Source organism: Metabacillus dongyingensis (assembly GCF_019933155.2).
Lineage (GTDB): Bacteria > Bacillota > Bacilli > Bacillales > Bacillaceae > Bacillus_P > Bacillus_P dongyingensis.
Window position 1 is genome coordinate 1,341,035 of the sequence record NZ_CP082944.1, and the last position, 24,298, is coordinate 1,365,332.

24 protein-coding genes and 1 riboswitch are annotated in these 24,298 nt (G+C 39.1%); of the genes, 17 read left to right on the plus strand and 7 right to left on the minus strand.

Features of this window, described 5'->3' with window-relative positions:
* Positions 1–143: 143 nt before the first annotated feature.
* Positions 144–1,568: an aspartate ammonia-lyase gene (gene aspA, locus K8L98_RS06610; protein WP_420828829.1), complete on the minus strand. Its 1,425-nt coding sequence runs from the start codon at positions 1,566–1,568 to the stop codon at positions 144–146.
* Between the two features lie 47 nt (positions 1,569–1,615).
* Positions 1,616–2,902 carry a cation:dicarboxylate symporter family transporter gene (locus tag K8L98_RS06615; protein WP_223440588.1) on the minus strand — a complete coding sequence of 429 codons (1,287 nt, stop codon included), beginning with the start codon at positions 2,900–2,902 and terminating at the stop codon, positions 1,616–1,618.
* A 149-nt stretch (positions 2,903–3,051) separates the two neighbouring features.
* On the opposite strand from K8L98_RS06615, the gene K8L98_RS06620 reads away from it, so the two are divergent.
* From K8L98_RS06620 to K8L98_RS06640, 5 genes are all read left to right on the plus strand, one after another.
* Positions 3,052–4,365 carry an ATP-binding protein gene (locus K8L98_RS06620; RefSeq protein ID WP_223440589.1) on the plus strand — a complete coding sequence of 438 codons (1,314 nt, stop codon included), beginning with the start codon at positions 3,052–3,054 and terminating at the stop codon, positions 4,363–4,365.
* Positions 4,362–5,276 carry a response regulator gene (locus K8L98_RS06625; RefSeq protein ID WP_223440590.1) on the plus strand — a complete coding sequence of 305 codons (915 nt, stop codon included), beginning with the start codon at positions 4,362–4,364 and terminating at the stop codon, positions 5,274–5,276. Before K8L98_RS06620 ends, K8L98_RS06625 begins: the two co-directional genes overlap by 4 nt.
* Before the next feature lie 801 nt (positions 5,277–6,077).
* Positions 6,078–7,652 carry a spore germination protein gene (locus K8L98_RS06630; protein ID WP_223440592.1) on the plus strand — a complete coding sequence of 525 codons (1,575 nt, stop codon included), beginning with the start codon at positions 6,078–6,080 and terminating at the stop codon, positions 7,650–7,652.
* Positions 7,653–7,679: 27 nt separating this feature from the next.
* Positions 7,680–8,783: a spore germination protein gene (locus tag K8L98_RS06635; RefSeq protein ID WP_223440594.1), complete on the plus strand. Its 1,104-nt coding sequence runs from the start codon at positions 7,680–7,682 to the stop codon at positions 8,781–8,783.
* Positions 8,767–9,975 (plus strand): Ger(x)C family spore germination protein, encoded by a 1,209-nt coding sequence (locus K8L98_RS06640; protein WP_223440596.1) that lies wholly within the window; start codon positions 8,767–8,769, stop codon positions 9,973–9,975. Before K8L98_RS06635 ends, K8L98_RS06640 begins: the two co-directional genes overlap by 17 nt.
* A 276-nt stretch (positions 9,976–10,251) precedes the next feature.
* On the opposite strand, the gene K8L98_RS06645 is transcribed toward K8L98_RS06640, so the two are convergent.
* Entirely contained in the window at positions 10,252–10,842 is a 591-nt protein-coding gene (locus tag K8L98_RS06645) for a TetR/AcrR family transcriptional regulator (protein WP_223440597.1), read from the minus strand.
* 410 nt (positions 10,843–11,252) lie between these two features.
* Here K8L98_RS06645 and K8L98_RS06650 point away from each other — a divergent pair, with 410 nt between their 5' ends.
* From K8L98_RS06650 to K8L98_RS06675, 6 genes are all read left to right on the plus strand, one after another.
* Positions 11,253–12,446, plus strand: coding sequence for a lipase family protein (locus K8L98_RS06650; protein ID WP_223440599.1), 1,194 nt, complete (start codon positions 11,253–11,255; stop codon positions 12,444–12,446).
* Between the two features lie 12 nt (positions 12,447–12,458).
* On the plus strand, positions 12,459–12,797 hold the full coding sequence (locus K8L98_RS06655) for a hypothetical protein (RefSeq protein WP_223440601.1): 339 nt from the start codon (positions 12,459–12,461) through the stop codon (positions 12,795–12,797).
* A gap of 98 nt (positions 12,798–12,895) precedes the next feature.
* Entirely contained in the window at positions 12,896–13,189 is a 294-nt protein-coding gene (locus K8L98_RS06660) for a WXG100 family type VII secretion target (protein WP_223440603.1), read from the plus strand.
* A gap of 115 nt (positions 13,190–13,304) precedes the next feature.
* Entirely contained in the window at positions 13,305–13,718 is a 414-nt protein-coding gene (locus tag K8L98_RS06665) for a hypothetical protein (protein ID WP_223440606.1), read from the plus strand.
* Positions 13,719–13,859: 141 nt separating this feature from the next.
* On the plus strand, positions 13,860–14,315 hold the full coding sequence (locus K8L98_RS06670) for a DUF3574 domain-containing protein (protein ID WP_420828830.1): 456 nt from the start codon (positions 13,860–13,862) through the stop codon (positions 14,313–14,315).
* A gap of 314 nt (positions 14,316–14,629) precedes the next feature.
* A riboswitch (ZMP/ZTP riboswitch) is annotated at positions 14,630–14,708 on the plus strand.
* Positions 14,709–14,771: 63 nt separating this feature from the next.
* Positions 14,772–15,971: a phosphoglycerate dehydrogenase gene (locus K8L98_RS06675; protein ID WP_223440610.1), complete on the plus strand. Its 1,200-nt coding sequence runs from the start codon at positions 14,772–14,774 to the stop codon at positions 15,969–15,971.
* A gap of 214 nt (positions 15,972–16,185) precedes the next feature.
* On the opposite strand, the gene K8L98_RS06680 is transcribed toward K8L98_RS06675, so the two are convergent.
* A complete protein-coding gene (locus K8L98_RS06680) occupies positions 16,186–16,896 on the minus strand; it encodes a response regulator transcription factor (protein WP_223440611.1) in 711 nt (236 codons plus the stop codon).
* Positions 16,897–17,531: 635 nt separating this feature from the next.
* Here K8L98_RS06680 and K8L98_RS06685 point away from each other — a divergent pair.
* Positions 17,532–18,998, plus strand: coding sequence for a phospholipase D family protein (locus K8L98_RS06685; protein ID WP_223440612.1), 1,467 nt, complete (start codon positions 17,532–17,534; stop codon positions 18,996–18,998).
* A gap of 33 nt (positions 18,999–19,031) precedes the next feature.
* Here K8L98_RS06685 and K8L98_RS06690 read toward each other — a convergent pair whose 3' ends face one another.
* From K8L98_RS06690 to K8L98_RS06700, 3 genes are all read right to left on the minus strand, one after another.
* The gene (locus K8L98_RS06690; protein ID WP_223440613.1) at positions 19,032–19,631 is read right to left on the minus strand and encodes a short chain dehydrogenase; all 600 of its coding nucleotides are present in this window, start codon (positions 19,629–19,631) and stop codon (positions 19,032–19,034) included.
* Between the two features lie 366 nt (positions 19,632–19,997).
* Complete coding sequence (locus tag K8L98_RS06695) at positions 19,998–20,261, minus strand: YiaA/YiaB family inner membrane protein (protein WP_223440614.1); 264 nt, start codon at positions 20,259–20,261, stop codon at positions 19,998–20,000.
* Between the two features lie 257 nt (positions 20,262–20,518).
* Entirely contained in the window at positions 20,519–20,911 is a 393-nt protein-coding gene (locus tag K8L98_RS06700) for a DUF948 domain-containing protein (protein ID WP_223440615.1), read from the minus strand.
* A gap of 142 nt (positions 20,912–21,053) precedes the next feature.
* Between K8L98_RS06700 and K8L98_RS06705 the strand changes: the two genes are divergently transcribed.
* From K8L98_RS06705 to K8L98_RS06725, 5 genes are all read left to right on the plus strand, one after another.
* Positions 21,054–21,572, plus strand: a complete 519-nt coding sequence (locus K8L98_RS06705; RefSeq protein ID WP_223440616.1) for a GNAT family N-acetyltransferase — start codon at positions 21,054–21,056, stop codon at positions 21,570–21,572.
* 290 nt (positions 21,573–21,862) lie between these two features.
* Positions 21,863–21,991: an FbpB family small basic protein gene (locus tag K8L98_RS06710; protein WP_223440618.1), complete on the plus strand. Its 129-nt coding sequence runs from the start codon at positions 21,863–21,865 to the stop codon at positions 21,989–21,991.
* 15 nt (positions 21,992–22,006) lie between these two features.
* Positions 22,007–22,399, plus strand: coding sequence for a sporulation protein (locus K8L98_RS06715; RefSeq protein ID WP_223440619.1), 393 nt, complete (start codon positions 22,007–22,009; stop codon positions 22,397–22,399).
* A 4-nt stretch (positions 22,400–22,403) separates the two neighbouring features.
* Positions 22,404–23,189 (plus strand): TerC family protein, encoded by a 786-nt coding sequence (locus tag K8L98_RS06720; protein ID WP_223440620.1) that lies wholly within the window; start codon positions 22,404–22,406, stop codon positions 23,187–23,189.
* A 187-nt stretch (positions 23,190–23,376) separates the two neighbouring features.
* Entirely contained in the window at positions 23,377–24,153 is a 777-nt protein-coding gene (locus K8L98_RS06725) for an MFS transporter (RefSeq protein WP_223440621.1), read from the plus strand.
* Positions 24,154–24,298: the final 145 nt, after the last annotated feature.

Below are 24,298 nucleotides of genomic sequence, written 5' to 3' on the forward strand. Positions count from 1 at the left end.
TCTGTTCTTACATCTTGTTTAAGCTCATAAAGGTTTTCATAAAAGAACTTAACAAGAACCCGCAGGGGAGATTGGCATCCGCTAATACGAAATCTAGATGTTTTAATCCATGTCCAATGATTTATGCGGATTTAAACAGCGGGTTACTCTCTTTCAAAAAGGGATGCACCTGCAATCCCCGGGTTTGTCATCTCGTAAGGATTTAAAATGAGATCAAGCTCTTCTGCTGTCAATACATCATATTGAAGGCATAGCTCGCGTACAGATTTTCCATTTAAAATGGCTTCTCGTGCGATGCGTGCAGCCACTTCGTATCCAATATGCGGATTTACAGCTGTAATAATCCCTGCGCTTTTTTCTACATATTCTTTTAACCGGTCTTCGTTTGCTTCAATGCCTGCAAGGCAGTAATCGGTGAAGGAACGAAATGCATTGTTCATTATACTGATTGATTGAAGTAAGTTGAATACAAGCACAGGTTCCATCACGTTTAGTTCAAGCTGACCCGCTTCAGAGGCCAAACAGATCGTATGGTCGTTGCCAATTACCTGGAATGCCACTTGGTTAATCATTTCCGGCATAACCGGATTTACTTTTCCCGGCATAATCGATGAGCCTGGCTGTCGAGCAGGCAAGAATATCTCCCCAAATCCCGCGCGAGGGCCTGATGCCATTAAACGCAGGTCGTTGGCAATTTTCGACATGTTCATCATACATACTTTTAGGGCGGCAGAGACTTCTGTGTAGGCATCCGTATTTTGTGTTGCATCAACAAGATGCTCTGCACCTACGAGAGGAAGACCGCTGATGTCCGCTAAATGCTTGACCACATTTTTGATATAGCGAGGGTCTGCATTTAAGCCTGTGCCAACGGCTGTGGCCCCCATATTTACTTCATACAGATGCTGGCGTGATTGTTGAATGCGTTTGATATCACGCTCTAATACACGGCTGTAAGCTTCAAACTCTTGGCCAAGCCGGATCGGCACCGCGTCTTGGAGGTGTGTACGGCCCATTTTAATGACATGATCGAATTGCTTCGCCTTTTTTTTAAACACTTCCTGCATATATTGCATTGTGTCTAACAACTTTCCAACTAAATTAAGAGTTGCAATATGAATGGCGGTTGGAAACACATCATTCGTTGATTGTGACATATTGACATGGCTGTTTGGGCTCAACTCAGCATATGCCCCTTTTTCTTTGCTGAGCAGCTCAAGTGCACGGTTCGTAATAACTTCGTTTGCATTCATATTCATGGATGTACCGGCACCGCCTTGGATCGGATCTACGATAAACTGGTCATGCCATTTTCCTTCAATAATTTCGTCTGCTGCCTGAACAATCGCATCTCCAAGGCCTTTGTATAAACGTTTCACATCCATATTCGCGAGCGCAGCCGCTTTTTTGACGATTGCCAATGCTCTAATTAAATCCTCGTGAATGCGATAGCCAGTAATCGGAAAGTTTTCTACAGCCCTTAATGTCTGCACACCATAATAGGCATTAATAGGCAATTCTCTTTCTCCCAAAAAATCTTTTTCTTTTCGTACATGTTCGTTTTTCAAGTTGAACTCCCCCATCTATATCTTGCTCACTATGATGTTAAGAAAGATTATGCTACATTTGTTTGTTTACTTGCTTCAAGTGATTTGATATAATCTTGCGCTTTTTGTTCATTGAATTGACCTTCCCATTTAGACATTACAATGGCCGCAAGAGAGTTACCTATAACATTGACCACTGTTCGTGCCATATCTAATACACGATCAACACCTGCGATAAAAGCTAATCCTTCCATCGGGAGTCCCATTGCGCCGAGCGTAGCCAAGAGCACGACAAATGAGGCACCAGGTACGCCGGCCATTCCCTTTGAAGTTACCATCAGAACTAACACAAGGGTCAGCTGTTCTGGAATAGACATGTCAATTCCATACATTTGTGCGATAAATAAAGCGCCAATCGCTTGATAAATCGTCGAGCCGTCCAGATTAAAAGAATACCCTGTCGGAATGACAAAAGACGTTATAGCTTTTGGACAACCGAAGCGCTCCATTTTTTCCATTAGTTTTGGCAGCACCGCCTCTGAACTTGCGGTAGAAAAAGCGAGTACCATTTCATCTTTCAAGATTTTCATGATCGTAAAGATATGGGTGCCGCACCATCTTGCAATTAATCCTAGTACAATCAATACGAAGAAGATCATGGCACCGTATACCACTATTACAAGCTTGCCAAGCGGAATAAGGGACGCAAGTCCAAATTTTGAAACTGTGACGCCGATTAAGGCAAATACCCCAAACGGTGCAAACTTCATTACTTGATTTGTCACCCAAAACATGGACTCGGCAACACCCTCAAAGAATGTCAAAACGGGCTTCCCTCTTTCACCGAGTGATGCTACCCCAAGACCAAACAATACTGAAAAGAAAATAATTGCAAGCATATCGCCCTTCATTAAGGACTCAAATATGTTCGAAGGTACGATGTTAACGAAAGTATCGGCAATTCCATGACTATTTTGTTCGTTGGCTGAATCGACATATTTATCGATGCTGGCCGTACCTAACTCATCCATTTGAATGCCTGCACCAGGCTGTACAATGTTTGCAGCCAGCAACCCGACGATAATCGCAATGGTTGTGATGACTTCAAAGTATAGAATCGTTTTGCCGCCAAGTTTTCCAAGCTTTTTTACATCACCCACGCCGGCAACACCGACAATCAATGTTGCGACGACAATCGGCACGACAATCATTTTAATTAAGCGAATAAAAATATCTCCAATCGGCTGGAGGAATCCTTCAATATTTGGATTTCCATAAAAGACAGCTCCAACCGCGATTCCTAAAATGAGACCAATTACAATCTGCCAAGCTAAGCCAAGTTTTAGTTTTTTCATCCCATCCACCCCTTCAAGTCTATTACCAATATGAGTGTAAGCGGTTACCTACAATAACCTACTGATTCATACGAAAACCTACAAATACTTATAAAAAAATAAAAAAAATTTTCTCATAACTGTTTCAACTTTCCAAAGGTTTGAGTACAATGTGTAATGTTTGTACATTATTTGGTATGGAGGTGTCCGAACTGAAGGAACGAATTTTAGCAGTTTTATTGATGATGATTGCCGTACCGCTCGCTGGAGAGTTTAAATTCTATCCGTTCAATGATGCATTCCGCGTCAGCCTGGGGACACCGGCATTTTTCTTGTTTTTGTTATGGAACAGAGGCATTCACCCGTATATTGCAGGGGTTTTGACTGGGACAAGTGTGTTTGTGTTTCGGTTTTTGCTGGCGGTCATTATCAGTGACATACCGGTTGAAGAGGCAATCTGCCGTCATCTTCCGGTGTTCCTTTATTACGCCATGTACGCTTTCATTTTTCATATTACAAAGCTGAATGAGAAGCATAATAAGCCGTTTATGATTGGAATACTAGGCGTGGTCATTGAATTTTGTGCAAGCTTGTCGGAAATGGCGATTCGATCCTCGTTAGCGGATCAGATTATTTCATTTCACGCAATCAAACAGATTATCTTTATCGCGTTTATCCGAAGTTTTTTCGTACTTGGTTTTTTTAACATTATTAAACTGAGAGAAGCAAAATTGGCAGAGGAAGAGCAGCGCAGACAAAACGAGCAAATGCTGCTGTTCATTTCGAATTTGTATGAGGAATCTGTTCAGCTTAAGAAAACGATGCAAAATGCAGAAGAAATCACCCACAAATGTTATGATTTTTATCGCAGGCTGAAATCGGGAGATTCACATGGTCATGAGGCTCAAACAGCATTGCAAATTGCAGGTCTTGTACATGAAATGAAAAAAGATAATCAGCGAATTTATGCTGGACTGTCAAAGTTGATGACCTCTGAAAAGCTAGAGGACTACATGAGCATTGAGCAGCTGAGTAACATTATGTTTGTTTCAAATAGAAGGTATGCGGAGTTATTAAATAAACACGTTTCGTTTTCTCTGCATGTGGAAGGGGAACATCCGCCATATCAAGTAAACATGGTGTTATCATTGATAAATAACTTGATCGGAAATGCGTTGGAAGCCATTGAACAAGAGGGACATATATCGTTGTATGTCATTCGAAGAGACCGGATGGTAGAATTTCAGGTCTGTGATAATGGACCAGGCATTGAGCAAAAGCTGAAAGAAATCATTTTTAAAGAGGGGTTTACAACGAAGTATGATGTTTCCGGCAATCCTTCTACAGGCATTGGACTTTCGTATGTGAAACAAACCGTTGACAAGCTTGGCGGACATATTAAGCTAATAGATAATCATAAAGAAACCATATTTGTCATCGGGCTTCCGATTGATGCGATGATACAGAAAGGACAGGTCAAATGAATTACTTCATTATAGACGATGATCCAGCTATTAGAGCGATGCTGACAGACTTGATTGAGGATGAGGATTTAGGCAAAGTGGTGGGTGAAGCAGAAGACGGATCATTGGTGGACAATGGGAAGCTTGCGCTCAAAAAAGTAGACGTGGTGCTCATGGATTTACTGATGCCAAAGAGAGATGGAATTGAAACAATTCGTGTTCTTTCTTCTGAATTCCAGGGGAAATTCGTGATGATTTCTCAAATGGAGGCAAAGGAGCTCATAGGGGAAGCATATAGTTTAGGAGCAGAATACTACATCACAAAGCCGTTAAACCGCCTTGAAATAGCAGGAGTGTTAAAAAAGGTAAACGAGCGGGTCATTCTGGAAAAATCAATTCGAGGCATTCAAGAATCGTTAACATTATTTACAGGTCATCAGTCGCCGCCATCCAGCTCTTCTCATACAAAAAATATAATCGAAGCAGGCCGTTCATTGATTTCAGATTTAGGGATGATTGGAGAAAGCGGCAGTGAAGACTTGATGAAAATTTTAGAATTCCTGCAGGATGATAAACAAAAGTTCGGATCCTCCTACTTTCCGCCTCTAAAGGAAATTTTTTATGGAAATGCCCAAAAAAAGCTTGGAGAACAGGCTGCCGAGGCGGAAGTACAAAAAGAAATGAAAGCCTCCGAACAGCGGGTTCGCAGAGCAATTTACCAGGCGCTCAACTATATTGCCTCATTAGGGTTAACAGATTACACGAATCCAAAATTCGAGGCGTATTCATCCACATTTTTCGATTTCTCTGAAGTCCGGAAGAAAATGCTGGAGCTTGAAGATAAAAGTGAACGAAGCACCAATCAAAGCCGAATCAACATGAAAAAATTCATTCAATCGCTCTATATAGAAGCGCAGCAATTGGTGGATTAGCGGAAAAATTTGTTTCTTGCAAATTGCAGGGATTATGTGCAGTCATGTTGTAACAAGGCTGTTGTTACTAGACAACATGTTCAGAAACGAACAATAAAACCTTGATACTCCTACATGCATAAATAAATACCATTTATTTTGTATGAAGCTCGGTTTGCACAAGATCCTATGATGAAAATAAATACTAAGGCTGAAGGTTGATTAGGAAAAAAGCCTTCTGAACTAACAATTAGAGCATGATCATAGAGATCGTGTTCTTTTTTGTATCAGCACCTAAGAACACCAATTTTCGTGAGCAATTTCATACACTTTTTAATTAATTGCTTGTTAAGCTACAGGAACAAGTGCGTACGTCATGACCAAGGTTGTTTCTTTCTAAAACAACCTATAGGAAAACTAAAAAAACGGGAGGGATACACTTCCGCATATTTACACAAAGTAGTACAAATAATAATTGAATATTCTTCGATTTTTCAAATGAAGCTGGAATTTCTCTTCCTCGGAACTGCATGGCTAATTCATTTTATTAGGCACAAAATCGAATAGGGTTATCGTTAATGTTCCGGGTTACATACTAATCTAGAAGCTTTTTTAACATTAATAACAACATTTTAGAAATGTTTATTCCTAATGTCAGTTGCGGGCTTTGGGTACTTAAAGGGTGATTAATATGTGGAAAATGGTGGTTTCCTATCTTCCGGACTGGAAAGTCTTTATTCAGGGTTTTATCGTATTTTTCATTCCGTTTTTGATCACAAGATTTTTTAAATGGGTCCGTACTTTAGAGGAAGAGTGATGAGAATGAAATGGTGGAAATCAAAGATAAAACAAACGCAGAAACCTTCCATTCAAAGTGATAAAGAGCAGAAAACTACGTTTTTTCAAGATTCAAAAGGTCAAATTACAGGCGATTTCGACTTAGATCTGGAACTTGTCAAGCAAGAAATGGCCCATAACTCGGATGTTCACTTTCGGGAGTTTAACATAGGGCGCACAGGCATACGGGCGGCGATTATTTTTGTCGATGGGCTGTCAGATAAAGATCTCATCGACAAACATATTATGAAATCATTGATGCTTAATTTTTGTGAAGAATACAAACAGGAAACTCCTTATGTGAAAGGTGCCATTTCAAAAGAATTTATTAAAAATCAAGTCCTTTCTATTAGTGAAGTAGAAGAAGCCCATCATATAAAAGAGTTGATGACAAAAGTATTAACAGGTTCAACAGCCCTTTTGATTGATGGGTCATCTGATGTGTACATTCTTGGTACAACAAAAGCAAACAAACGGAATATTGAAGAGCCAGTATCAGAGGCATTGGTCAGAGGTCCACGGGTAGGTTTCACTGAGATTATAAGCGATAATACCGCGCTTTTACGACGCCATGGTGAAAATGAGAACCTATCATTAATAAAATTTCAAGTTGGAAAGCGTGCAAAAAAAGAACTGGTCATCGCCTATATGCAAGAAATTGCTGACCCTGAATTAATAGAAGAGGTCAAGAAAAGAGTTCGGAAAATCGATATTGATCATGTACCGGAATCTGGCTATGTAGAACAACTGATCGAAGATAATTACCTCAGTCCTTTTCCCCAAGTACAGAGTACGGAGCGCCCTGATCGCGTCATTAGTGCATTGATGGAAGGAAGAGCAGCAATCTTGTTAGATGGCACGCCTTTCGCTTTGATCGCCCCAGTTACATTTAGCATGCTGCTGCAATCGCCAGAAGATTATTATGAACGTTGGATTCCAGGCACGCTTTTTCGTCTGCTGCGTTTTGGAGCAGCTATTGTTACGTTGTTTGCACCTGCTTTATATATTTCTTTTATCTCATTTCATCCGGGGTTGATTCCTAGTGAGTTAGCCATTTCTATCTCAGGGACAAGGGAAGGTGTTCCGTTTCCTTCTTTAATAGAAGCACTGCTTATGGAAGTAGCAATCGAAATATTGCGGGAAGCTGGTCTGCGATTGCCCAAGCCTATTGGTCCAGCAATGGGGATTGTTGGCGGACTGATAATTGGTGAAGCAGCGGTGCAAGCAGGGATAGTCAGCAATATCATGGTTATCGTAGTGGCAATAACCGCCATTTCCTCCTTTGCGATTCCGAGTTATAGCGCGGGGATTCCATTGCGCATTCTTCGCTTTGTAGCCATGTTTGGCGCTGCCTTGTTTGGATTGTATGGGGTTATTCTATTTTTCCTCTTACTTTGCAGTCATTTGGTTAAACTAAAGAGCTTTGGCGTACCTTATGCTAGTCCGGCTGTGCCTTATCGATTAAACGACTGGAAAGATTTTATGGTTCGCATGCCGCTTCAGATGATGAAACGACGTCCGAAGATGATGCACACGAAAGATGAAATCCGTAAAGGATAGCCTACTTAGAAAGGAAGTGAACCCTAGATGAATCTCAGTCCGAAAGACCGATTAACCACTCCCCAAGCAGCTGTTGTCGTCATTAATTTTATCCTCGGATCAGGGATCCTCACTCTGCCCAGGACATCTGTAGAAAAGGTAAAAACACCAGATGTTTGGATTACCGTTATTCTAGGCGGACTAATCGCTATGATAGCAGGGGTGATCATTGTGAAATTAAGCCAACAGTTTCCCGAAAAAACCTTTTATCAATATAATCGAGAAATCATAGGAAAATGGGTAGGCGGGCTGGTCAGTCTCCTTATTGTATGTTATTTATTAATGACTTCCGGGTTTCAAATCCGTTCAATGGTTGAAGTAACAGGCTTTTATTTACTGGAAGGCACCCCTGCTTGGGCAATCACCATGTCATTTATTTGGGTAGGTCTCTATTTGATCATTGGAGGAATCAATCCGATCGCCCGTCTGTTTGAAATAATATTCCCTATTACGATCATCCTTTTCTTGCTGGTTGTCTTTATGAGTTTTGGAATATTTGAAATGGATAATCTCCGTCCGGTATTAGGATTGGGAGTCATACCAGTGCTAAAAGAGGTAAAGACTACGGCTCTCTCGTATACAGGAATTGAAATCATGTTGTTCCTTCCGGCATTTATGAAACATCCGCATAAAGCAGTAAAAGCTGTTGTAGTCGGAATAGCTATACCCTTGGTCTTTTATATAATAACCGTCATTATGGTAATTGGAGCGTTTTCCGTCGATGGAGTGGTCACAAGAACATGGCCGACCCTTGATCTCATGAGAAGTTTTGAAATCCGCGGCCTGATCTTTGAAAGATTTGAGTCTATGCTGCTCGTAATATGGATCATGCAATTATTTGCTACATTTACCATCTCCTACTATGCGGCTGCTTTGGGGCTGGCTCAACTCTTCAAAAAGAACATTCATCCATTTATGTATGGATTACTTCCTGTTATTTACATTATCTCTATGGTGCCGAAAAATATTAATGACCAATTTAAACTCGGTGATTTGATTGGCAATGCCGCGTTGTATTTATTTGGTTTACTGCCTTTGCTCCTTCTCATAATCTCGAGATGGAAGGTGGGAAAGCATGAAGCAAAACCGTAACAATAAACTACTCCTTTCAGTTTCGCTGTCGGTTCTTTTACTCCTTTCTCTTACAGGATGCTGGAGCAGTAATGAAATTGAAGAGATTGGATTAAGTGTAGGTTTAGCATTGGATGAAGGAAGAGAGTCAACAATTGAGAAAGAGCTAAAGAAACAGGGTGGGGGGTATACTAAAAGCGATATCATAACGATGACCCACCAATTTGTTAACGCACAAGGAAAAGGATCAGAGAGTAATGGGGGAGGAAAGCAAAAACCTTATATAAATATTTCTGAAACCGGTGATTCCATCCATCAAATGACTCGAGAATTTTCTTTGAGAAAGGATCGCCCTATGTTCAGCCCGCATCTAAAAGTTATTGTCATCAATTCGGATCTTGCACGCAGCTATAGTCTTGAACAATTACTTGATCAATTTCTCCGTGATAATGAGATTAGACCAAGCTGTCTTGTGTTCATTAGCAAGGGGCAAGCCAGAGAGACGATGGAATCAAAGGAAGCAGGAGAAATTCCAGCGTTTCGTTTGCTTGGAATAGCAGATAATGAATATCGAACAACAAGGATTTCGCCCTCTATATCGCTTGCTAAATTAGAGGGAAAGATGCAATCAAAATCTAGTTTTCTTTTACAAAATGTAATCTCGACGAATGGAGAAGTAAAATTTTCAGGAGCTGCCGTGATTGAAGGAAAGACCAAAAAGCTGCGTGGTTTTTTGAATGAAGAAGAATTGGAAGGCTTAACGTGGATAACCGGAAAGGGAAAAGGCGGTTTGGTGAAAAGCTTTGATAAAGAGACAAGTCAGCCAATCATATACGAGGTAACGTCAATGGAAAGCAAAATTATACCTCATGTTAATGGAAAAAATATCTCTTTTGATGTGAATATCGAATCAGAGGGACGCCTATCAGAAAATTGGGTGGTTTCGGAGAAAACATCTGAAAATAAATTTTTAAAGAACGCTGAAAAAGCCGCTGAAGAAGAAGTAAATCGATTAGTGAATAATGTTTTAGAAATCATGCAAGAGGATTACCAAGTCGATGTTGCCGGCTTTGGAAACCAACTGAGAATTAAACATCCTAAAGTATGGGAAAAGGTCAAAAAGGATTGGGATCAAACATTTAGTGAGATTCCTATCAAGTACAACCTGAAATTAACTATCACTGAATATGGGGCATCAGGCTCCAGCAAGTGAATCCTTGTGTACAGTTTTGATGATTATTTCTAAAATGAAAAGAAACTCCATCTTAAATATTGTTTAAGACTATTCATCTGTCCAAAATAGAGAGTATAAATCAAAAAAATCCATAAGTGTTATTCAACTATCGGGCGCGATTTTACAATAACACAAAGATAAAAACGCGTTAATTGTTATGATTTAAATATAGTGAAGTATTTTCAAAAGTTAAATATCTTAAGTATAACCCCGTCCTAAAATTAGAACGGGGTTATCCGTGTTTGAGACATACAATTATTGCCGGAGAATTCTTTCTAATATATATCGAATTTGTTCGATGTCTGGTCCATTTCCATAAGTTCTTTCTAATTGAATACCTTTATATAAGGAAAGAATAACCTTAATAATAGCTTCCCTATCTATGTCCTCTGATAATTGCTTTAATTCAATTCCCCTTGATATCGCTCTATTAAACAAATAAATCCATCCATTATGTACGAGTGAAAGCTTTTCACGAATAACTTCATCTTTTATTGAGAGACGAATCAAGTCATTAAAAACTAGTGTCCATTCTTTTCGATCCTCAAGGTGAAGACCAATAGTAAAATAACCTGTAAAAAAATCGAGAACATGATAATCCTTTTGGTAAATGTAAGGTTCAACAACCTTTTCTATAAAACCATAATTTCTATATACTTGTTTATCAATGATATCTAATGCGATATCTTCTTTTCGCTGATAATGAGAATAAAACGTTCCTTTTGAACGACCAACTGTTTTCATGATTAAACTGATTGGAGTATGCTCGTATCCATGCTCAGCAAAAAGTTTATAAGCAGCATCTAGAATACGTTCTTTTGTTCCTTCTACTGACCCGGCTGCCATATTCTGTTCCTCCATTTATATCTTTGTTAACAAATTTTTCATCCTGCAATAACAGAAAAATGTGAATAATAATAATTTAGCACTAACTGTCCGATAGGGTCAAATAAGTATTCTAGATAAAAAGTCACGATTAATCAATGTGATCAAATAGTACTAATGAAGCGAAAATAAAACAAAATTGGATGTGGAAGTAAATGGTAAACTAAAAGATGTATCTCAAATACTGGTTATTTGATGAAGTATTGTATCAAATATAGAATGGGGAACCGCACGGTTTAAATTTTATCCAAAAATAGGAAATTGGAAACATTGCCTTTACATAATTTTGGGAATAAAATTCACTTATAACCAACCGTACGGTCGGATAATCTCAAGGGGATATATTATCAAAAATAAAGAGGATGAGAATTATGGCTAAAGAAGTGACAAGAGGAAGTAACCAAGATCCTAATTCTAACCCAAAAATTTCTTATCATACTTATGTAGATCTTTCCAGAATGGTTTATGAAAATATCAGCACTATAAAAAACAAATGTATTGTTGTAAAGGGTGAATATGGACCTGAAGGTTGGATTGTCATAGATGTAATAGACGATAAAGAAACCGAATTGCAAGCAATGGCCGTTAAAAAGGGTAATCAAATTATTATTGTGTACCGTGGCTCAGGAGAAATTCCAAGTGTATCAGATATGCTGACTGGGAAACTTAAAGAGTTGGAGGACTGGACTGTTACAGACTACAATTACCTAGTTAATGGGGGAGATAGGGAACCATCCAAAACTCGTTTGGAAATAGAAATGGCAAAAAAACATAATAAGATGACCGGAAAGATTAACGAGTTTAGTAAAGATTTGAAGAATCCATTTGATGAAGCTGTAAAATTTGCAGATCGGGTTAAAAAGGAACATCCAAATGCCTTATTCTTTACAACAGGACACTCTCTTGGAGGGGCGTTAGCAACTTACATGAGGGTGAAAAGAAGGGACTGGATTATTGAAGCTATAACCTATAGTGCTCCCAATGTGTATGGATTGCTAACACCAGAAGAGAAAGCATTGGTTGAAAAAGGTGTATTTAAAAATAACACGGAGGACCAAACCGATCCCCGCGATACTTTTGGAAACTTAAATAGTACATTTCCAGAAGTGGGAACAGTAAAATATGTTGATAATGAAAGTTATTGGACTTTATATAACCACCGTCTTGTAAATTTTATTCGAATGAATGAACCAGAAGCGAAGGCTTTAGCTGAAAAGATGGATGAGTTGCATTGGTTAGTAATTGATAATCGATTATTAATTGATGAATTCAGTTCGCTGCACGATGAAGCTATACTCGGCGTTCAACGAGAATTCGAAGGGAGGTTGAGCTCAGAGTTTAATCTTATTCCCTTTGATGCAGTACAAAAAATGATAAGTAATTATGCGTTAAGTATAAGTTCAGGGTTACCTAAATTTTACGATGTATCAGCTGAAGAAGCGCTATATTCGTGTATTAATCAACTTGAGAAAGATACTATGGATGTTTCTGATAACTTACGATACATGGCAGCAAATCTTAGTGATAAGGATAGGCAAATCGCAAACTGGCTAAAAATAACTTAAAGGAGGTTCATGATGAGACACTTCCGTTACGATGTCGATAATGCTGAGAATCAAAATCCGGATTTTGAACAAAGAATGTTAAAGTTACAATCACAAAGTGAAATGCTGGAACGGCAAATAAAAGCACGGCTAGAAGAAGTAATTAAAAACCTGCAAGATAACACAAGATTCAGGTATAAACTCTTAGATCATCCCACTCAAATAATTGATATTAAAAATAAACTATGTCAAGAATTTGATGGGAAAGCAAAAGAGGCTCTAGATGAGAGACTGCATAATACCTATAATCTTAGTTATCTAACGAATGGACATTATAATATTTTTATTAATAGCTTTGGAATGAAACAATGACCTAGTTACATTCTCAATAAATATAGCAATCTTTGTTTCTTCCTAATATGGAAGGAACATTGATTTTATAAAAATTAATAAATAAGGGAGAGATTGAAATGTCAGGTAATATTCGCGTTACCCCAGCTGAATTAGTTGTTATGTCGACTCGCTACAATGGTGAAAGCGGTCAGGTGGGTGAGCAGATTACTCGCTTGGATTCCATGATTAGTCAATTACAAGGAATGTGGGAAGGTGAAGCAAGCCGTGCATTCGCTGAGCAATATGAAACATTAAAGCCTTCTTTTATTCAAATGCAGCAATTATTAGAGGATATCTCAGCTCAGCTTAACAGCACTGCACGCGCTCTTGAAGAGGCAGATCAGCAAATTGCCAGTCAAATTCGTGGTTAATGTCATATGACAATCTAGTAAGTGATTGATTGCAGGACTTACGTTTGTAATTTTAGTTTTCTGTTTTTTATAAGCATTGTTTTAAGGAAAGTTACTAATCTAAAGGAGGTACCCTATGAAGAAAAAAGTATTATCTGTTCTTGGCATAATGGTCATTAGTTTTATAGGAGTGTTTTCTTTAGAAATAAACAAAGCAAATGCAGACACTAGCACTGGATGGGGCCATTTTGCTACCGAAGATGGAAAATGGGACGGAAGAATTACCACAAATTCTATGGACCCAAATGTAGTAGTTCGTGTATCTAATTTATGGAAAACAGATGGTTACGGTGCTAATCAAGCTTATCCAAGTAATCTGCAAGTTCGTTTATGCAATGCTTATACAGGAGCTTGTACTGGATGGAAATATTATGAAGATGATGGATCGGCAAGATTTTACGGAATGAAAGCAGCAACATTTAATGTTGATATGAAAGATATTTTTTCATGGTTGTATATATATGGTGATAGAGTAATTACTGCATATTAATTAAGTTAATTAATAAACAATAATTAAGGAGTACACCCAGGTACGCCAACGTTTTAACGAAATGGAAAAAGCCGGTTTACCCTACTGGGGTTGCCGGCTTAGTGTGTCAGCTAAACTATTAAAATAGAAGGAGTGAAAATGTTGGATAAGAAAAAAATCTTCTATTGGATTATTCCGATTCTATTAATTGTCTTTTTAGGCAACGCTGTGTACGCTGCAGAACAACAAGATATATCTAAAACAAAACAATCTTCTTTATTAAAGGGTCAATTCTACCTTGAAGACGTAGTGAAAATTTATGTACCATCTACATATAATGTTGATCAGCCAATTGATAATACTCCATATGTTAACAAGTCTTTAGAAGAATTCTCAAGAATGTTTGGGGGAGCTACAGCCATCGATGGGACGGGATCATGGCTAACTGATGATAATCAGTTGGTTAAGGAGAAAGTAACGATTGTCTATAGCTATGCAGAAGATTTGGATAAGAAAAAAATTAATAAAGCAGTTACCTATGCCAAAACTCTAAAGGAAGAGATGAAACAATCATCAGTGTCTCTTGAAATAAATGGGAAAATGTATTTTATTGAATAACTGATACAAAAAGTCCTAGAGATTTTATCGTCCCTACTGAAAAGGTGATTACTTTGCACTTTCTTGGAAATATATAGAAAATGAAAGGGAACTATACAGTAGGTGATAAGCTTTTATTGAACTAAGCTGAGGATCGTGAAGCGAACTTTTTTGTTCCGCAATAGGCCATTTTGTGGAGTAAATACAATTAGCTTAAAGATTAAGGAAGGAGAACCGTATCATAAGCAAATGAGGTTTAATAGCACGTAAATATAAATAAGAACATTTTTGAGGTTGAAGTCTGGTAAAGAAATTGATAGAATAGAGGAAATGAAAAGACTATGTGTAACTGGCGAAACGCGGATAACCGCGGGGGAGCACATAGTGTCGTAGCCGTTCGCCTGGGCAGAGGTAAGGGATGTATCCCTTACCTCTTTTTGTTTATTAAAAAAATTATTATAAAAAAAGGAGAAAAATATGAGCCCAATAACATTAGACAAAGTGAAAAAAATTAAAACATTAAATAATATTGCAGAAGGAGGTTTAAATGTCTTTCATAAGGATACCTTTACGGTTGATAATGACTGTGAAAATCCTGATGCGATTCTTGTTCGCAGCTTTAATATGCATTCAATGGAATTCGGTAATAATTTAAAAGCAATCGCACGGGCCGGGGCAGGTGTCAATAATATTCCAGTAGACAAATGTACAGATCAAGGAATAGTGGTTTTTAATACCCCTGGTGCTAATGCTAATGCTGTAAAAGAGATTGTTTTAACCTCAGTAATGGCTTCATCACGAAATCTTTTTGCAGGTGTTGCATGGACAAAGACCTTAGAAGGTAAAGGGGAACAAGTTCCAAAGCTTGTGGAAGCAGGAAAAAAACAATTTGCAGGAACAGAAATTAAGGGGAAGACACTGGGTGTTATTGGATTAGGTGCAATTGGTGCGCTTGTAGCGAACGATGCGATTGCTTTAGACATGGATGTGATTGGATTTGACCCGTTTATCTCTGTTGATACGGCATGGAATTTATCGCGTAATGTTAAACGTGCTATTACCATTGAGGAGTTGTTTGCAAGCGCTGATTATATTACCGTACACACACCATTAACTGATGATACAAGGGGAATGTTTAATCAAGCAACATTTAGCATAATGAAACCAGGTGTTCATATTTTGAATTTCTCACGCGGGGAACTTGTGTATGAAACGGATATTGAAGCTGCACTTGAAAGCGGGATAGTGGGTAAATATATTACAGACTTTCCAAATGAAAATGTATTGAAAATGAAAAATACTGTGTCAATACCACATCTTGGTGCCTCCACAAAAGAATCTGAGGATAATTGTGCGATTATGGCGGGTCGCCAGATTAGGGATTTCCTGCAGACAGGAAACATTAAAAACTCAGTGAATTTTCCAAATGCTTGCCTTCCATATACAGGTAAGCAACGTGTAGCAGCTTTTCATCGAAACGTCCCTGGCATGGTTGGAAAGATTACCTCAGCCATCTCAAGCTATGATTTAAACATCGCAGATATGGTGAACAGAAGTCGTGGGGAATATGCCTATACAATGATTGATATTGATAATAATGTAACGAGTGATATCATTCCCCTTTTGGAGGAAAAAATCTACAAGATTGAAGGCATTGTCACAGCACGTATTATCTAATGGCTGTTTTAGGAAAGACAAGATAAATCTCTTATAACATAGGGGTTCGTACACTTTTTTAATGGTGATACAAGTTTCTGTATCACCTTTTTTGTTTTCTGCTTTTGCATGGCATAGAAACCCGCCGGTTAAACTGGTGCGGAGAACCGCATCATAAGAATCAGCCGCCCACTATGATTTCCAAAAAACTGAATAAGGCGTTTTATCCGTTAGATCAATCGGCCGGTTGCTTTTTTCTGCTGCTCAGGTTCTCAACTTCAAACTTATAGCCTACACTCCATACAGTCTGAATCAGCTTTGCCTCATCCTTTAATTTTAGCCGCAGGGTTTTAATATGAGTATCGACTGTCCTGCCGGTGCCTTTATAATCATCTCCCCAAACAGACTGCAGGAGCTGATCACGGGAAAAAACAGTCCCTTTATTTTTTGCGAGAAGTGACAGCATTTCAAATTCTTTCAGTGTTAAGGAAAGCGGCATACCATGTATGTAGGCACGGAACGCCATGAAATCCAGAACGAGCGGACCTGTTGATAATTCTGTGCTCTGCTTGGTTGAGTAATTGGCTCTTCTTAACACGGATTCAATTCGGGCAAGCAGCTCCCCGGGATGGAAAGGTTTAACAATATAATCATCCCCTCCAAGCTTAAGACCATGAATCTTATCCCATTCCTCTCCTTTGGCAGATAAAAAGATGAGCGGGATGTTATAAGATTTCTTCAATTCTTCTGCAAAAACAAATCCATCCATAAAAGGCATCATCACATCTACAAGGATAAGATCAGGTTCTTTCTTTGAAATCAATTCAAGGCCTTTCAGACCATTAGAAGCTTCCAATACAGCATATCCATCTTTGTATAAAAAGGTCTTAATCAATGATCTCATCGGTTCTTCATCATCTATTATCAAAATCTTCGGTTCATTCATACTGAGTCCCCCGCAGTTTTTAATCACAACTTCATAATCTCTCAAGTCATTTTATAGCAAAAAAAGAAAATAAACAAAAAAGTGATCCATATGAAAATAACGCTCGTTATTCTAAACAAGAAGTTCAAAAAGAACTTTCATCTACTACCATTCAAAGAAGAGTGTACTCATGAAAATCAAGAAGTTATTAGTACCTGCACTTAGCATATCATTACGTGACCTCTCTTCTTCTTCAATAAAAGAGGTGTACGGTCCTATGAAAAAAATCATCATTCTTTCAATACAATTATGGTATTTTTCCTAATCAGCAATCCTCACCAAAACAGTCCCGCTAACAGCAGAGCGAACTGAAGTTCAAGCGAAGAACGCAACAGCTGAATCAGAAAACGCAGAAAGCCCACCCGAGCATGTAATCAGCTTTAAATAAGAGCTTTACCGATGAAAATGCAGCAGATCACGTTTATTACGTAACCGCAATTGGTCAAGAATCAGAGCCTTTTTGACTCGCTGCAGTAAAATGATTTTTTTAGAACCAGTCTGACGAAACAGACCGCTTTTCCTTTTTTAGAAGGGGAACTTCATTTTTTAGAGAATATACTTATTTAGCCATATATTCATAAAAAAGGGGTTACACCATGACAAAACCAAATGTTGCAGAACCAGTCATTATTAAAAAACGAAAGAGAAAGCTTTTTCTTGGAGCTGTCCTGTCCTTAATGCTGCTTTCTGTATGTATCGCTGTTTATCATTATTCAAAACCGCTTCCCCCTGGGATTTCGCATGAAGGGGACATTCATTCATCCGGTCAGGTTGAGTTTTTATATGATCTTACCTTTGAAAATGGAAAGAGCATCACACATGATCAGGTTATTTTTAATCAGATTGAGACCATGATTGACGAAGCCCGCGATTTTATCCTGATGGATATGTTCCTGTTTAACGATGAATACGACCGTTCCGCGAGCTATCCTGCTTTATCAAGAAGTTTAATGGAGGCTTTAATAGAAAAAAAACAAGAGGATAAAGAAGTTGAAATCACGGTTATTACGGACCGCATAAATACCTTTTACGGATCATATCCGTCTGATATTGCAGAAGAACTGAAGGAACATGGGATACAGGTTGTGTTTACGGATTTGAAGCCGCTGAGAGATTCCAATCCTTTTTATTCAGGCGGGCACCGGACATTTCTTCAATGGTTTGGAACGTCTGGCAGCGGCTGGATTCCAAATGCCTTCAGTCCGGACTCACCGGATGTCACGCTGAGATCATATCTGGATCTTCTGAACTTTAAAGCCAATCACCGAAAAGTAGTAGTGAACGAAAAAGAGGGCCTTGTAACTTCCGCCAATCCGCATGACGGCAGCTCGCTGCATTCCAACATTGCATTTCTCGTCAAAGGTGACATATTGAGGGAACTTGTTCAAACAGAAAAAGCTGTAGCGGACCTTTCAGGTGCAGAGATAGAGAGTGCCGAAAGCGCAGCTGTTTTCGAGCAGGCTGAATCCGGTGAGTATGATGTTCAGCTTTTGACAGAAGGTAAAATTAAAAAACATCTGCTTGATGAACTGAAAAAGACGCAGAAACAAGAGAAAATTACGGTTGGAGCGTTTTATTTATCAGACCGCGATATTGTAGAAGAACTGCTTGCAGCATCTAAAAGAGGGGCTGATGTTAAACTGATCCTGGATGCCAATAAAGATGCATTCGGACGCGAAAAGAATGGTGTCCCAAACAGGCCTGTTGCTCATGAACTGGTTACAGAATCTGATCAAAAGATTCAAGTGCGCTGGTACAAAACAAATGGGGAGCAGTATCATACAAAGCTGGTCTTTTTTGAGAGAGATCAAGAGGCAACAGTGATTGGAGGCTCCGCAAATTTTACAAAGCGGAATCTGGGTGATTTTAACCTTGAAACGGATTTAAAGATATCGGGTCCTGCTGACACTGGTATGATGGCAGATGTCGAAGAGTATTTCCATACGATCTGGACTAACGAGTCAGGTACTTATACAGAAAATTATGAGGTCTTTGCAGATGATTCGTTTGGACTCCGGTTCCTATATCGCTTTCAGGAGTGGAGCGGCATATCAAGCTTTTAACAAAACGGCAGCGTGTGAGCTGCCGTTTTGCTTTTAATACACTTTATAGGTTTGACCAGTTTGTGCTCCAAGGACACTCTTTTTATATGCAAGCGCAACATCCGCTGCCGGAACAGCTTTAAAGCCTTGAAAAAAATCAGCATACTTATCCATTGATTCAATGAGGACATTTGGACTTACATTGTTGATGCGGATCCCGCGCGGCATTTCGATGGCTGATGCTCTGACAAAAGCCTGAATTCCTCCGTTGGCCATGGCTGCAGAAGCTCCTTTTAGAATCGGATCATCCATCATGACTCCGCTGGTCAGGGTAAAACTGCCGCCGTCGTTTATAAAAGGAATGCCAAGTAAGACGAGGTTGATTTGACCTTTTAATTTGCTCATGATCCCTGTTTCATTTAATTCAGGCGTCAGTTCTTCAAGAGGTGCAAATTGTGCTCTTCCCGCTGCGCTGACAACTGCATCTACTTTACCTGCAGCTTCATACATCTTTTTTATGCTTTCGGGAGATGTGAAGTCTACTTCCACGTCTGCGCCATTACGGCCTGCGCGAATGATTTCATGATCTTTACCAAACTCTTTTACAATCGCATTTCCGATTGTTCCGCTTGCACCTACTAATAATAGTCTCATTTAGCTGCCTCCCTATGTATATATCTGATATCTATTATATCCTCTCAAATATCTCAGCCGCCAATCATTTAAACTGAAAGTAATGGCTGCATTCAATTGGGAGTACCGGATTTAGCAAACATGAAAGACTGACGAAGTTCTGCAGCAATCAGGTTATAGTAAAGAACAAATTTTTGATTTTAAACAAAATAAGGTAATTTAATAGAATCAAAAAGAACATAGCGAAATGACATCAGCCAATTCTGCTATGTTTTTTTTGTTTTACAGTAAACGGTCAAATTGGATAAAAAATTCTGGTGCTTCCCTAGTGCTGTTCAGCGGGAAGTTAAATAAATAAGAAGCACCTGCACCATCCCTGCCAGTCTATTAATCCATCGATTTTCCGAGATTCTGCTTGCGTTCCTGCTCGGCGATCATTTCGTTATCTTCGGCGTTATCTCTTGTTACTTTCTGAGTAAGAATGGCTCCGACTGCAACCAGCATCATAACCGCAATGTAGTACCCTTTTTCATTCAGCTGAAGATTGTCTGCATTGTAAAGACCGATACAAAATAATGCAACACCTGCAAAAAAAGTGAAATAGGCTAAAAAGGTGAATGCTGGAGTATTTCTTCTTCTGTACTTTTGCATATTTATGACCTCCCTGATAGTAAATTTATGTAAGTAATGACTTAGATATAATACCATAATTTCCCTAAATTGAAACCTTTGTATTTAATTTTTTTGATTGTTATTGGATTTAACTGGGAAAAAGATAATATTTTTGATAAAGAAGAAAGTATTTTATGCATATTGGCAAGTATTGGCCGCAAACTGGAAAGTAAAATCTTTATTATGGAAAGTAATGAAAAAAAGAACGATCTGCCGTCAGCAAATCGCTCTTTTTTTCACTTTACATTAATGTGAACTGGCCCCTTAATTCGGACTGGAGGTTCATTTACTGAAATTTCGGTGCGCTGTGCCCGTTTTCCGCCAAAGACTGCACCAACCTGTTTGATCGAGCTTGTTACATTATGAATCATTTCTCCCACATCCTGTGCGGACTCAAGCAGCGGATCAACCGTTTTAATTTTCCCTTTCACATCAGCGGTAATCTGATTAGCTGTATGTATCAGCTGCTCTGCTTCTTCGGTCAGGCCATTCACCGCATTTCTGACCTCAGCAAGCGTCTTGTTTGTTTCATCAAGTGTGACCATCCCTTTTTTTAAAGTCCCGACCAGATTGACTGCAAGAAAAATAAATGCGCCTGATGCTCCTGCTACACTCAATTTTATAAGCATTTTTTCACTCCTTTTTACTTTCACTTTATGTTTTTCCAGGAGCGTACATTCCTAAATTTAAGAGATAGAAATTTAATGGGCAAATACGGTAAACTATTGGTGGTAAAGACAAAGAGTATGAGTGACAGAAAGGGATGAACAGATGTTCACGATCAGAGAAGAAACAGCTGCAGACATTGCTGCAATAAAGGAAGTAAACGATGCAGCATTCGGTCAGGAAAATGAAGCAAATTTCATTCATGAAATCAGACAATCTGAGTCCTTTGTGAAAGGTCTGTCATTGGTTGCCGAAAACGAAGAAGGTGAAGTGATTGGACATATTTTGTTCAGTAAAATAATCATCGAAACGGAAAACGGGGAAGTGCCTTCACTAGCCCTTGCTCCTATGGCGGTTAAACCGGGGTTTCAGAAAGAGGGCGTTGGTTCTCTGCTCGTACGTGCAGGGCTGAAGCACTGCAGAGAACGGGGTTATGATTCAGTCATCGTTCTTGGACATCCGGAGTTTTATCCTAAGTTTGGTTTTGTTCCTGCAAGCAGTAAAGGAATTAAGCCGCCGTTTGAGGTTCCGGATGAGGTTTTTATGCTGACTGAGTTAAAGCCGGGTGCGCTTGATGAAGCATCAGGTACTGTCAAGTATCCGCCTGCTTTTATGAATGTGTGATCTTGACCTGATTATCAAAATTCTCATCATTTAGTGTTGACACAAATTCAGATTGCCTTTAAGATAAGAGTATACAAATCGAATAGTTCTCCTAAAGGGGAGTAGCTTTTACAATAGAGTCGTCATTTCGAAGCATATGCTTCCGGCCCTATTGGCAACCATTACGTTGTTAGCAAGACCTTTACCTATAACGGTAAAGGTCTTTTATTATTTTCCAGATAAAACCTTTGCCGGATTTCAGGCAAAGGTTTTTTTTATTCGAAAAATGTCATGGAAGGTGAGATGAAAAAATGAAAAAAGTCAGAGGTTCAATTGAAAAGCTTATTAGAGAAAACAAAGAGGAGCTGCTTAAAGATAAACGCCAGCTCGAAAAAATTGAAAAACGCATTGATGATAAATATTCAAAAGTAAAATCATAAAGGGAGGATTGTCCAATGATACTCAGAAAATATATGTCGATTTTAGGAATAGGCTCAGCGCAGATTGATCTTATTCTGCCAAAGGAAGAGTTTCAGCCGGGAGAATGCATAAATGGATATTTTTTAATTAAAGGCGGTGTCATTGAGCAGCAGCTGAAACGGATTGATTGTGATTTAGTTATGGCTGATTTGTCATCACGAACTGAAAAGGTTATAGAAACAGCCAATATCTTAACGTCTAAACAAATTGAGTCAGATGAACAGAACCGAATTGATTTTATTTTCCGGTTGCCTAAGGTTTTAGCGGCTTCCGCTGAAGAGAGGTCGTATTACTTTAATACAAGACTTGTTTTTGATGAAGGTGTAATCAGCAAGGATCAGGATTTTATTACGGTAAAGGAGGACTGACTAGATGGAAATGACAATGTTAATGGAATATGGCTGGGTGCTGCTCCTGTTAATTGCGATTGAAGGGCTGCTCGCGGCAGATAATGCCCTTGTGTTAGCCATCATGGTGAAGCATCTTCCTGAAGAGCAGAGAAAGAAAGCCCTATTTTACGGACTTGCAGGGGCATTTGTTTTCCGCTTTGGATCCCTGTTCGCCATTTCTTATCTCGTTGATGTATGGCAGGTTCAGGCAATTGGTGCTCTATACTTGCTGTTCATCGCAGCAAATCATATATTGAGAAAACTTGTTTTTAAGAAAAAAGAAGATGAAGCCAAACCTGACGTCAAGAAAAAGTCTGGATTCTGGGCAACAGTGCTTAAAATTGAACTTGCGGATATTGCCTTTGCGGTTGATTCAATTCTTGCAGCCGTAGCTCTTGCCGTTACCCTTCCAAATACGAGTCTGCCTCAGATTGGCGGCTTGGACGGCGGCAAGTTTCTCGTCATTTTTGCTGGAGGAATCATCGGACTTGTGATCATGCGATTTGCGGCAAACTTCTTTGTGGAGCTGCTTCATAAGAAGCCTGGCCTGGAAATCGCAGCCTTTGGAATCGTGGGATGGGTCGGTGTGAAGCTCTCGGTTTACACGTTGTCTCACCCGGAGCTCGCTGTATTGCCTGAAGGATTCGCTAAATCTCCTCTTTGGAAAATCACATTCTATGTAGTTCTTGTTGGAATTGCATTAGCGGGATGGTTTTTATCAAAAGAGAAAAAGGCAGTAACACCTGTAGATCAAGTGAAAAATGCTTAAAATAGAATCGGTATCTTTTTTGCCATAGCTGGCAAGGAGGATGCCGATTTTTCTTTGCCGGCGAGTTGGAACGGGATTCCGGCGAGTTGGAACATGATTTCCGCGAGTTGGAGTCCTGAACTGCGGGCAGGAAAAGGGTACTGCGGAGAAGAAATTTCAGTGTTTGGAGCGAGTGAAATTACTGACTATGTTTATATTACAAGGAGCGCCTCCATTAATATTAGCTGTGTTATTTGCTTTTCTTGGTGCAGATTCTCCTGAAAAAGACAAGCTTCTTTCGAAAGAAGAGCGGGATTATATTGTTCAAAATCGTACTGCAGAAGTAAAAGAACATGGCTCATTCTTAGATGTGGTGAAAAATTACCGAGTATGGGTCTTCTCATTTATATATTTCTTGTGGATTACCGGTGTGTATAGCTTTGGGTTATGGATGCCAAGCTTGATGAAACAATTGAGCAATAGTGGCATCGGTATAGTAGGCTGGCTGTCAGCTGTTCCATTTATTTTAGCTGCAATTTGCATGTACTACAATTCAGTCTGGTCGGATTCTGTAGGGGAAAATCGGGTTTTATTCGTATCGGTTCCTTTAATGATTGGCGGCTTGGCCCTGGCTATTCAACATTTGGTTGAAGGCGGGATGGTCTTTAATATGATTTTGTTAATAATAGCGGGAATAGGAATTTATTCAGCTTTTGGCCCTTGGTGGGCATGGGCAATGTCCTTCTTCCCGAGCAATCAAGCAGGTACAGCAAATGGATTAATTAATACGTGCGGAAATATTGGAGGTATTGTAGGGCCAATCATTGTTGGAGCAGTAGCGCAAAACAGTGATTTAACGGACGGATTTTATGTGTTAGGCTTTTTCTTAATGGCCGCTTCTATAATGGCTGTCCTTTTTGGAGCAGTGCTTAAATCAAAAAGCGGAATTATAGGTGTTAGTGAAGGAAGTGAAGCAAAAGGGTAAGGGTGATTTGAGGAATTCCCTTTGCTGAGTGCATGAGAAAGAGTTTTCGTTTCTGCGAAAGCTCTTTTTCTTTTTTTAGTACCCTAATTCCTGTCTAGTAATAAAAAGCTGCATTTCAAAAAATGATGATTGAAAATAAGAACAA

What these genes read in the sequence shown, in the direction of transcription:
- K8L98_RS06680 (WP_223440611.1), bottom strand. Translation starts at nt 16,896, where the DNA reads ATGAATGAACCGAAGATTTTGATAATAGATGATGAAGAACCGATGAGA.
- K8L98_RS06715 (WP_223440619.1), top strand. Translation starts at nt 22,007, where the DNA reads ATGATACTCAGAAAATATATGTCGATTTTAGGAATAGGCTCAGCGCAG.
- K8L98_RS06690 (WP_223440613.1), bottom strand. Translation starts at nt 19,631, where the DNA reads ATGAGACTATTATTAGTAGGTGCAAGCGGAACAATCGGAAATGCGATT.
- K8L98_RS06665 (WP_223440606.1), top strand. Translation starts at nt 13,305, where the DNA reads ATGAAGAAAAAAGTATTATCTGTTCTTGGCATAATGGTCATTAGTTTT.
- K8L98_RS06630 (WP_223440592.1), top strand. Translation starts at nt 6,078, where the DNA reads ATGAAATGGTGGAAATCAAAGATAAAACAAACGCAGAAACCTTCCATT.
- K8L98_RS06725 (WP_223440621.1), top strand. Translation starts at nt 23,377, where the DNA reads ATGTTTATATTACAAGGAGCGCCTCCATTAATATTAGCTGTGTTATTT.
- K8L98_RS06635 (WP_223440594.1), top strand. Translation starts at nt 7,680, where the DNA reads ATGAATCTCAGTCCGAAAGACCGATTAACCACTCCCCAAGCAGCTGTT.
- K8L98_RS06655 (WP_223440601.1), top strand. Translation starts at nt 12,459, where the DNA reads ATGAGACACTTCCGTTACGATGTCGATAATGCTGAGAATCAAAATCCG.
- K8L98_RS06650 (WP_223440599.1), top strand. Translation starts at nt 11,253, where the DNA reads ATGGCTAAAGAAGTGACAAGAGGAAGTAACCAAGATCCTAATTCTAAC.
- K8L98_RS06685 (WP_223440612.1), top strand. Translation starts at nt 17,532, where the DNA reads ATGACAAAACCAAATGTTGCAGAACCAGTCATTATTAAAAAACGAAAG.
- K8L98_RS06615 (WP_223440588.1), bottom strand. Translation starts at nt 2,902, where the DNA reads ATGAAAAAACTAAAACTTGGCTTAGCTTGGCAGATTGTAATTGGTCTC.
- K8L98_RS06640 (WP_223440596.1), top strand. Translation starts at nt 8,767, where the DNA reads ATGAAGCAAAACCGTAACAATAAACTACTCCTTTCAGTTTCGCTGTCG.
- K8L98_RS06720 (WP_223440620.1), top strand. Translation starts at nt 22,404, where the DNA reads ATGGAAATGACAATGTTAATGGAATATGGCTGGGTGCTGCTCCTGTTA.
- K8L98_RS06625 (WP_223440590.1), top strand. Translation starts at nt 4,362, where the DNA reads ATGAATTACTTCATTATAGACGATGATCCAGCTATTAGAGCGATGCTG.
- K8L98_RS06695 (WP_223440614.1), bottom strand. Translation starts at nt 20,261, where the DNA reads ATGCAAAAGTACAGAAGAAGAAATACTCCAGCATTCACCTTTTTAGCC.
- K8L98_RS06660 (WP_223440603.1), top strand. Translation starts at nt 12,896, where the DNA reads ATGTCAGGTAATATTCGCGTTACCCCAGCTGAATTAGTTGTTATGTCG.
- K8L98_RS06700 (WP_223440615.1), bottom strand. Translation starts at nt 20,911, where the DNA reads ATGCTTATAAAATTGAGTGTAGCAGGAGCATCAGGCGCATTTATTTTT.
- K8L98_RS06645 (WP_223440597.1), bottom strand. Translation starts at nt 10,842, where the DNA reads ATGGCAGCCGGGTCAGTAGAAGGAACAAAAGAACGTATTCTAGATGCT.
- K8L98_RS06675 (WP_223440610.1), top strand. Translation starts at nt 14,772, where the DNA reads ATGAGCCCAATAACATTAGACAAAGTGAAAAAAATTAAAACATTAAAT.
- K8L98_RS06710 (WP_223440618.1), top strand. Translation starts at nt 21,863, where the DNA reads ATGAAAAAAGTCAGAGGTTCAATTGAAAAGCTTATTAGAGAAAACAAA.
- K8L98_RS06620 (WP_223440589.1), top strand. Translation starts at nt 3,052, where the DNA reads ATGTGTAATGTTTGTACATTATTTGGTATGGAGGTGTCCGAACTGAAG.
- K8L98_RS06705 (WP_223440616.1), top strand. Translation starts at nt 21,054, where the DNA reads ATGTTCACGATCAGAGAAGAAACAGCTGCAGACATTGCTGCAATAAAG.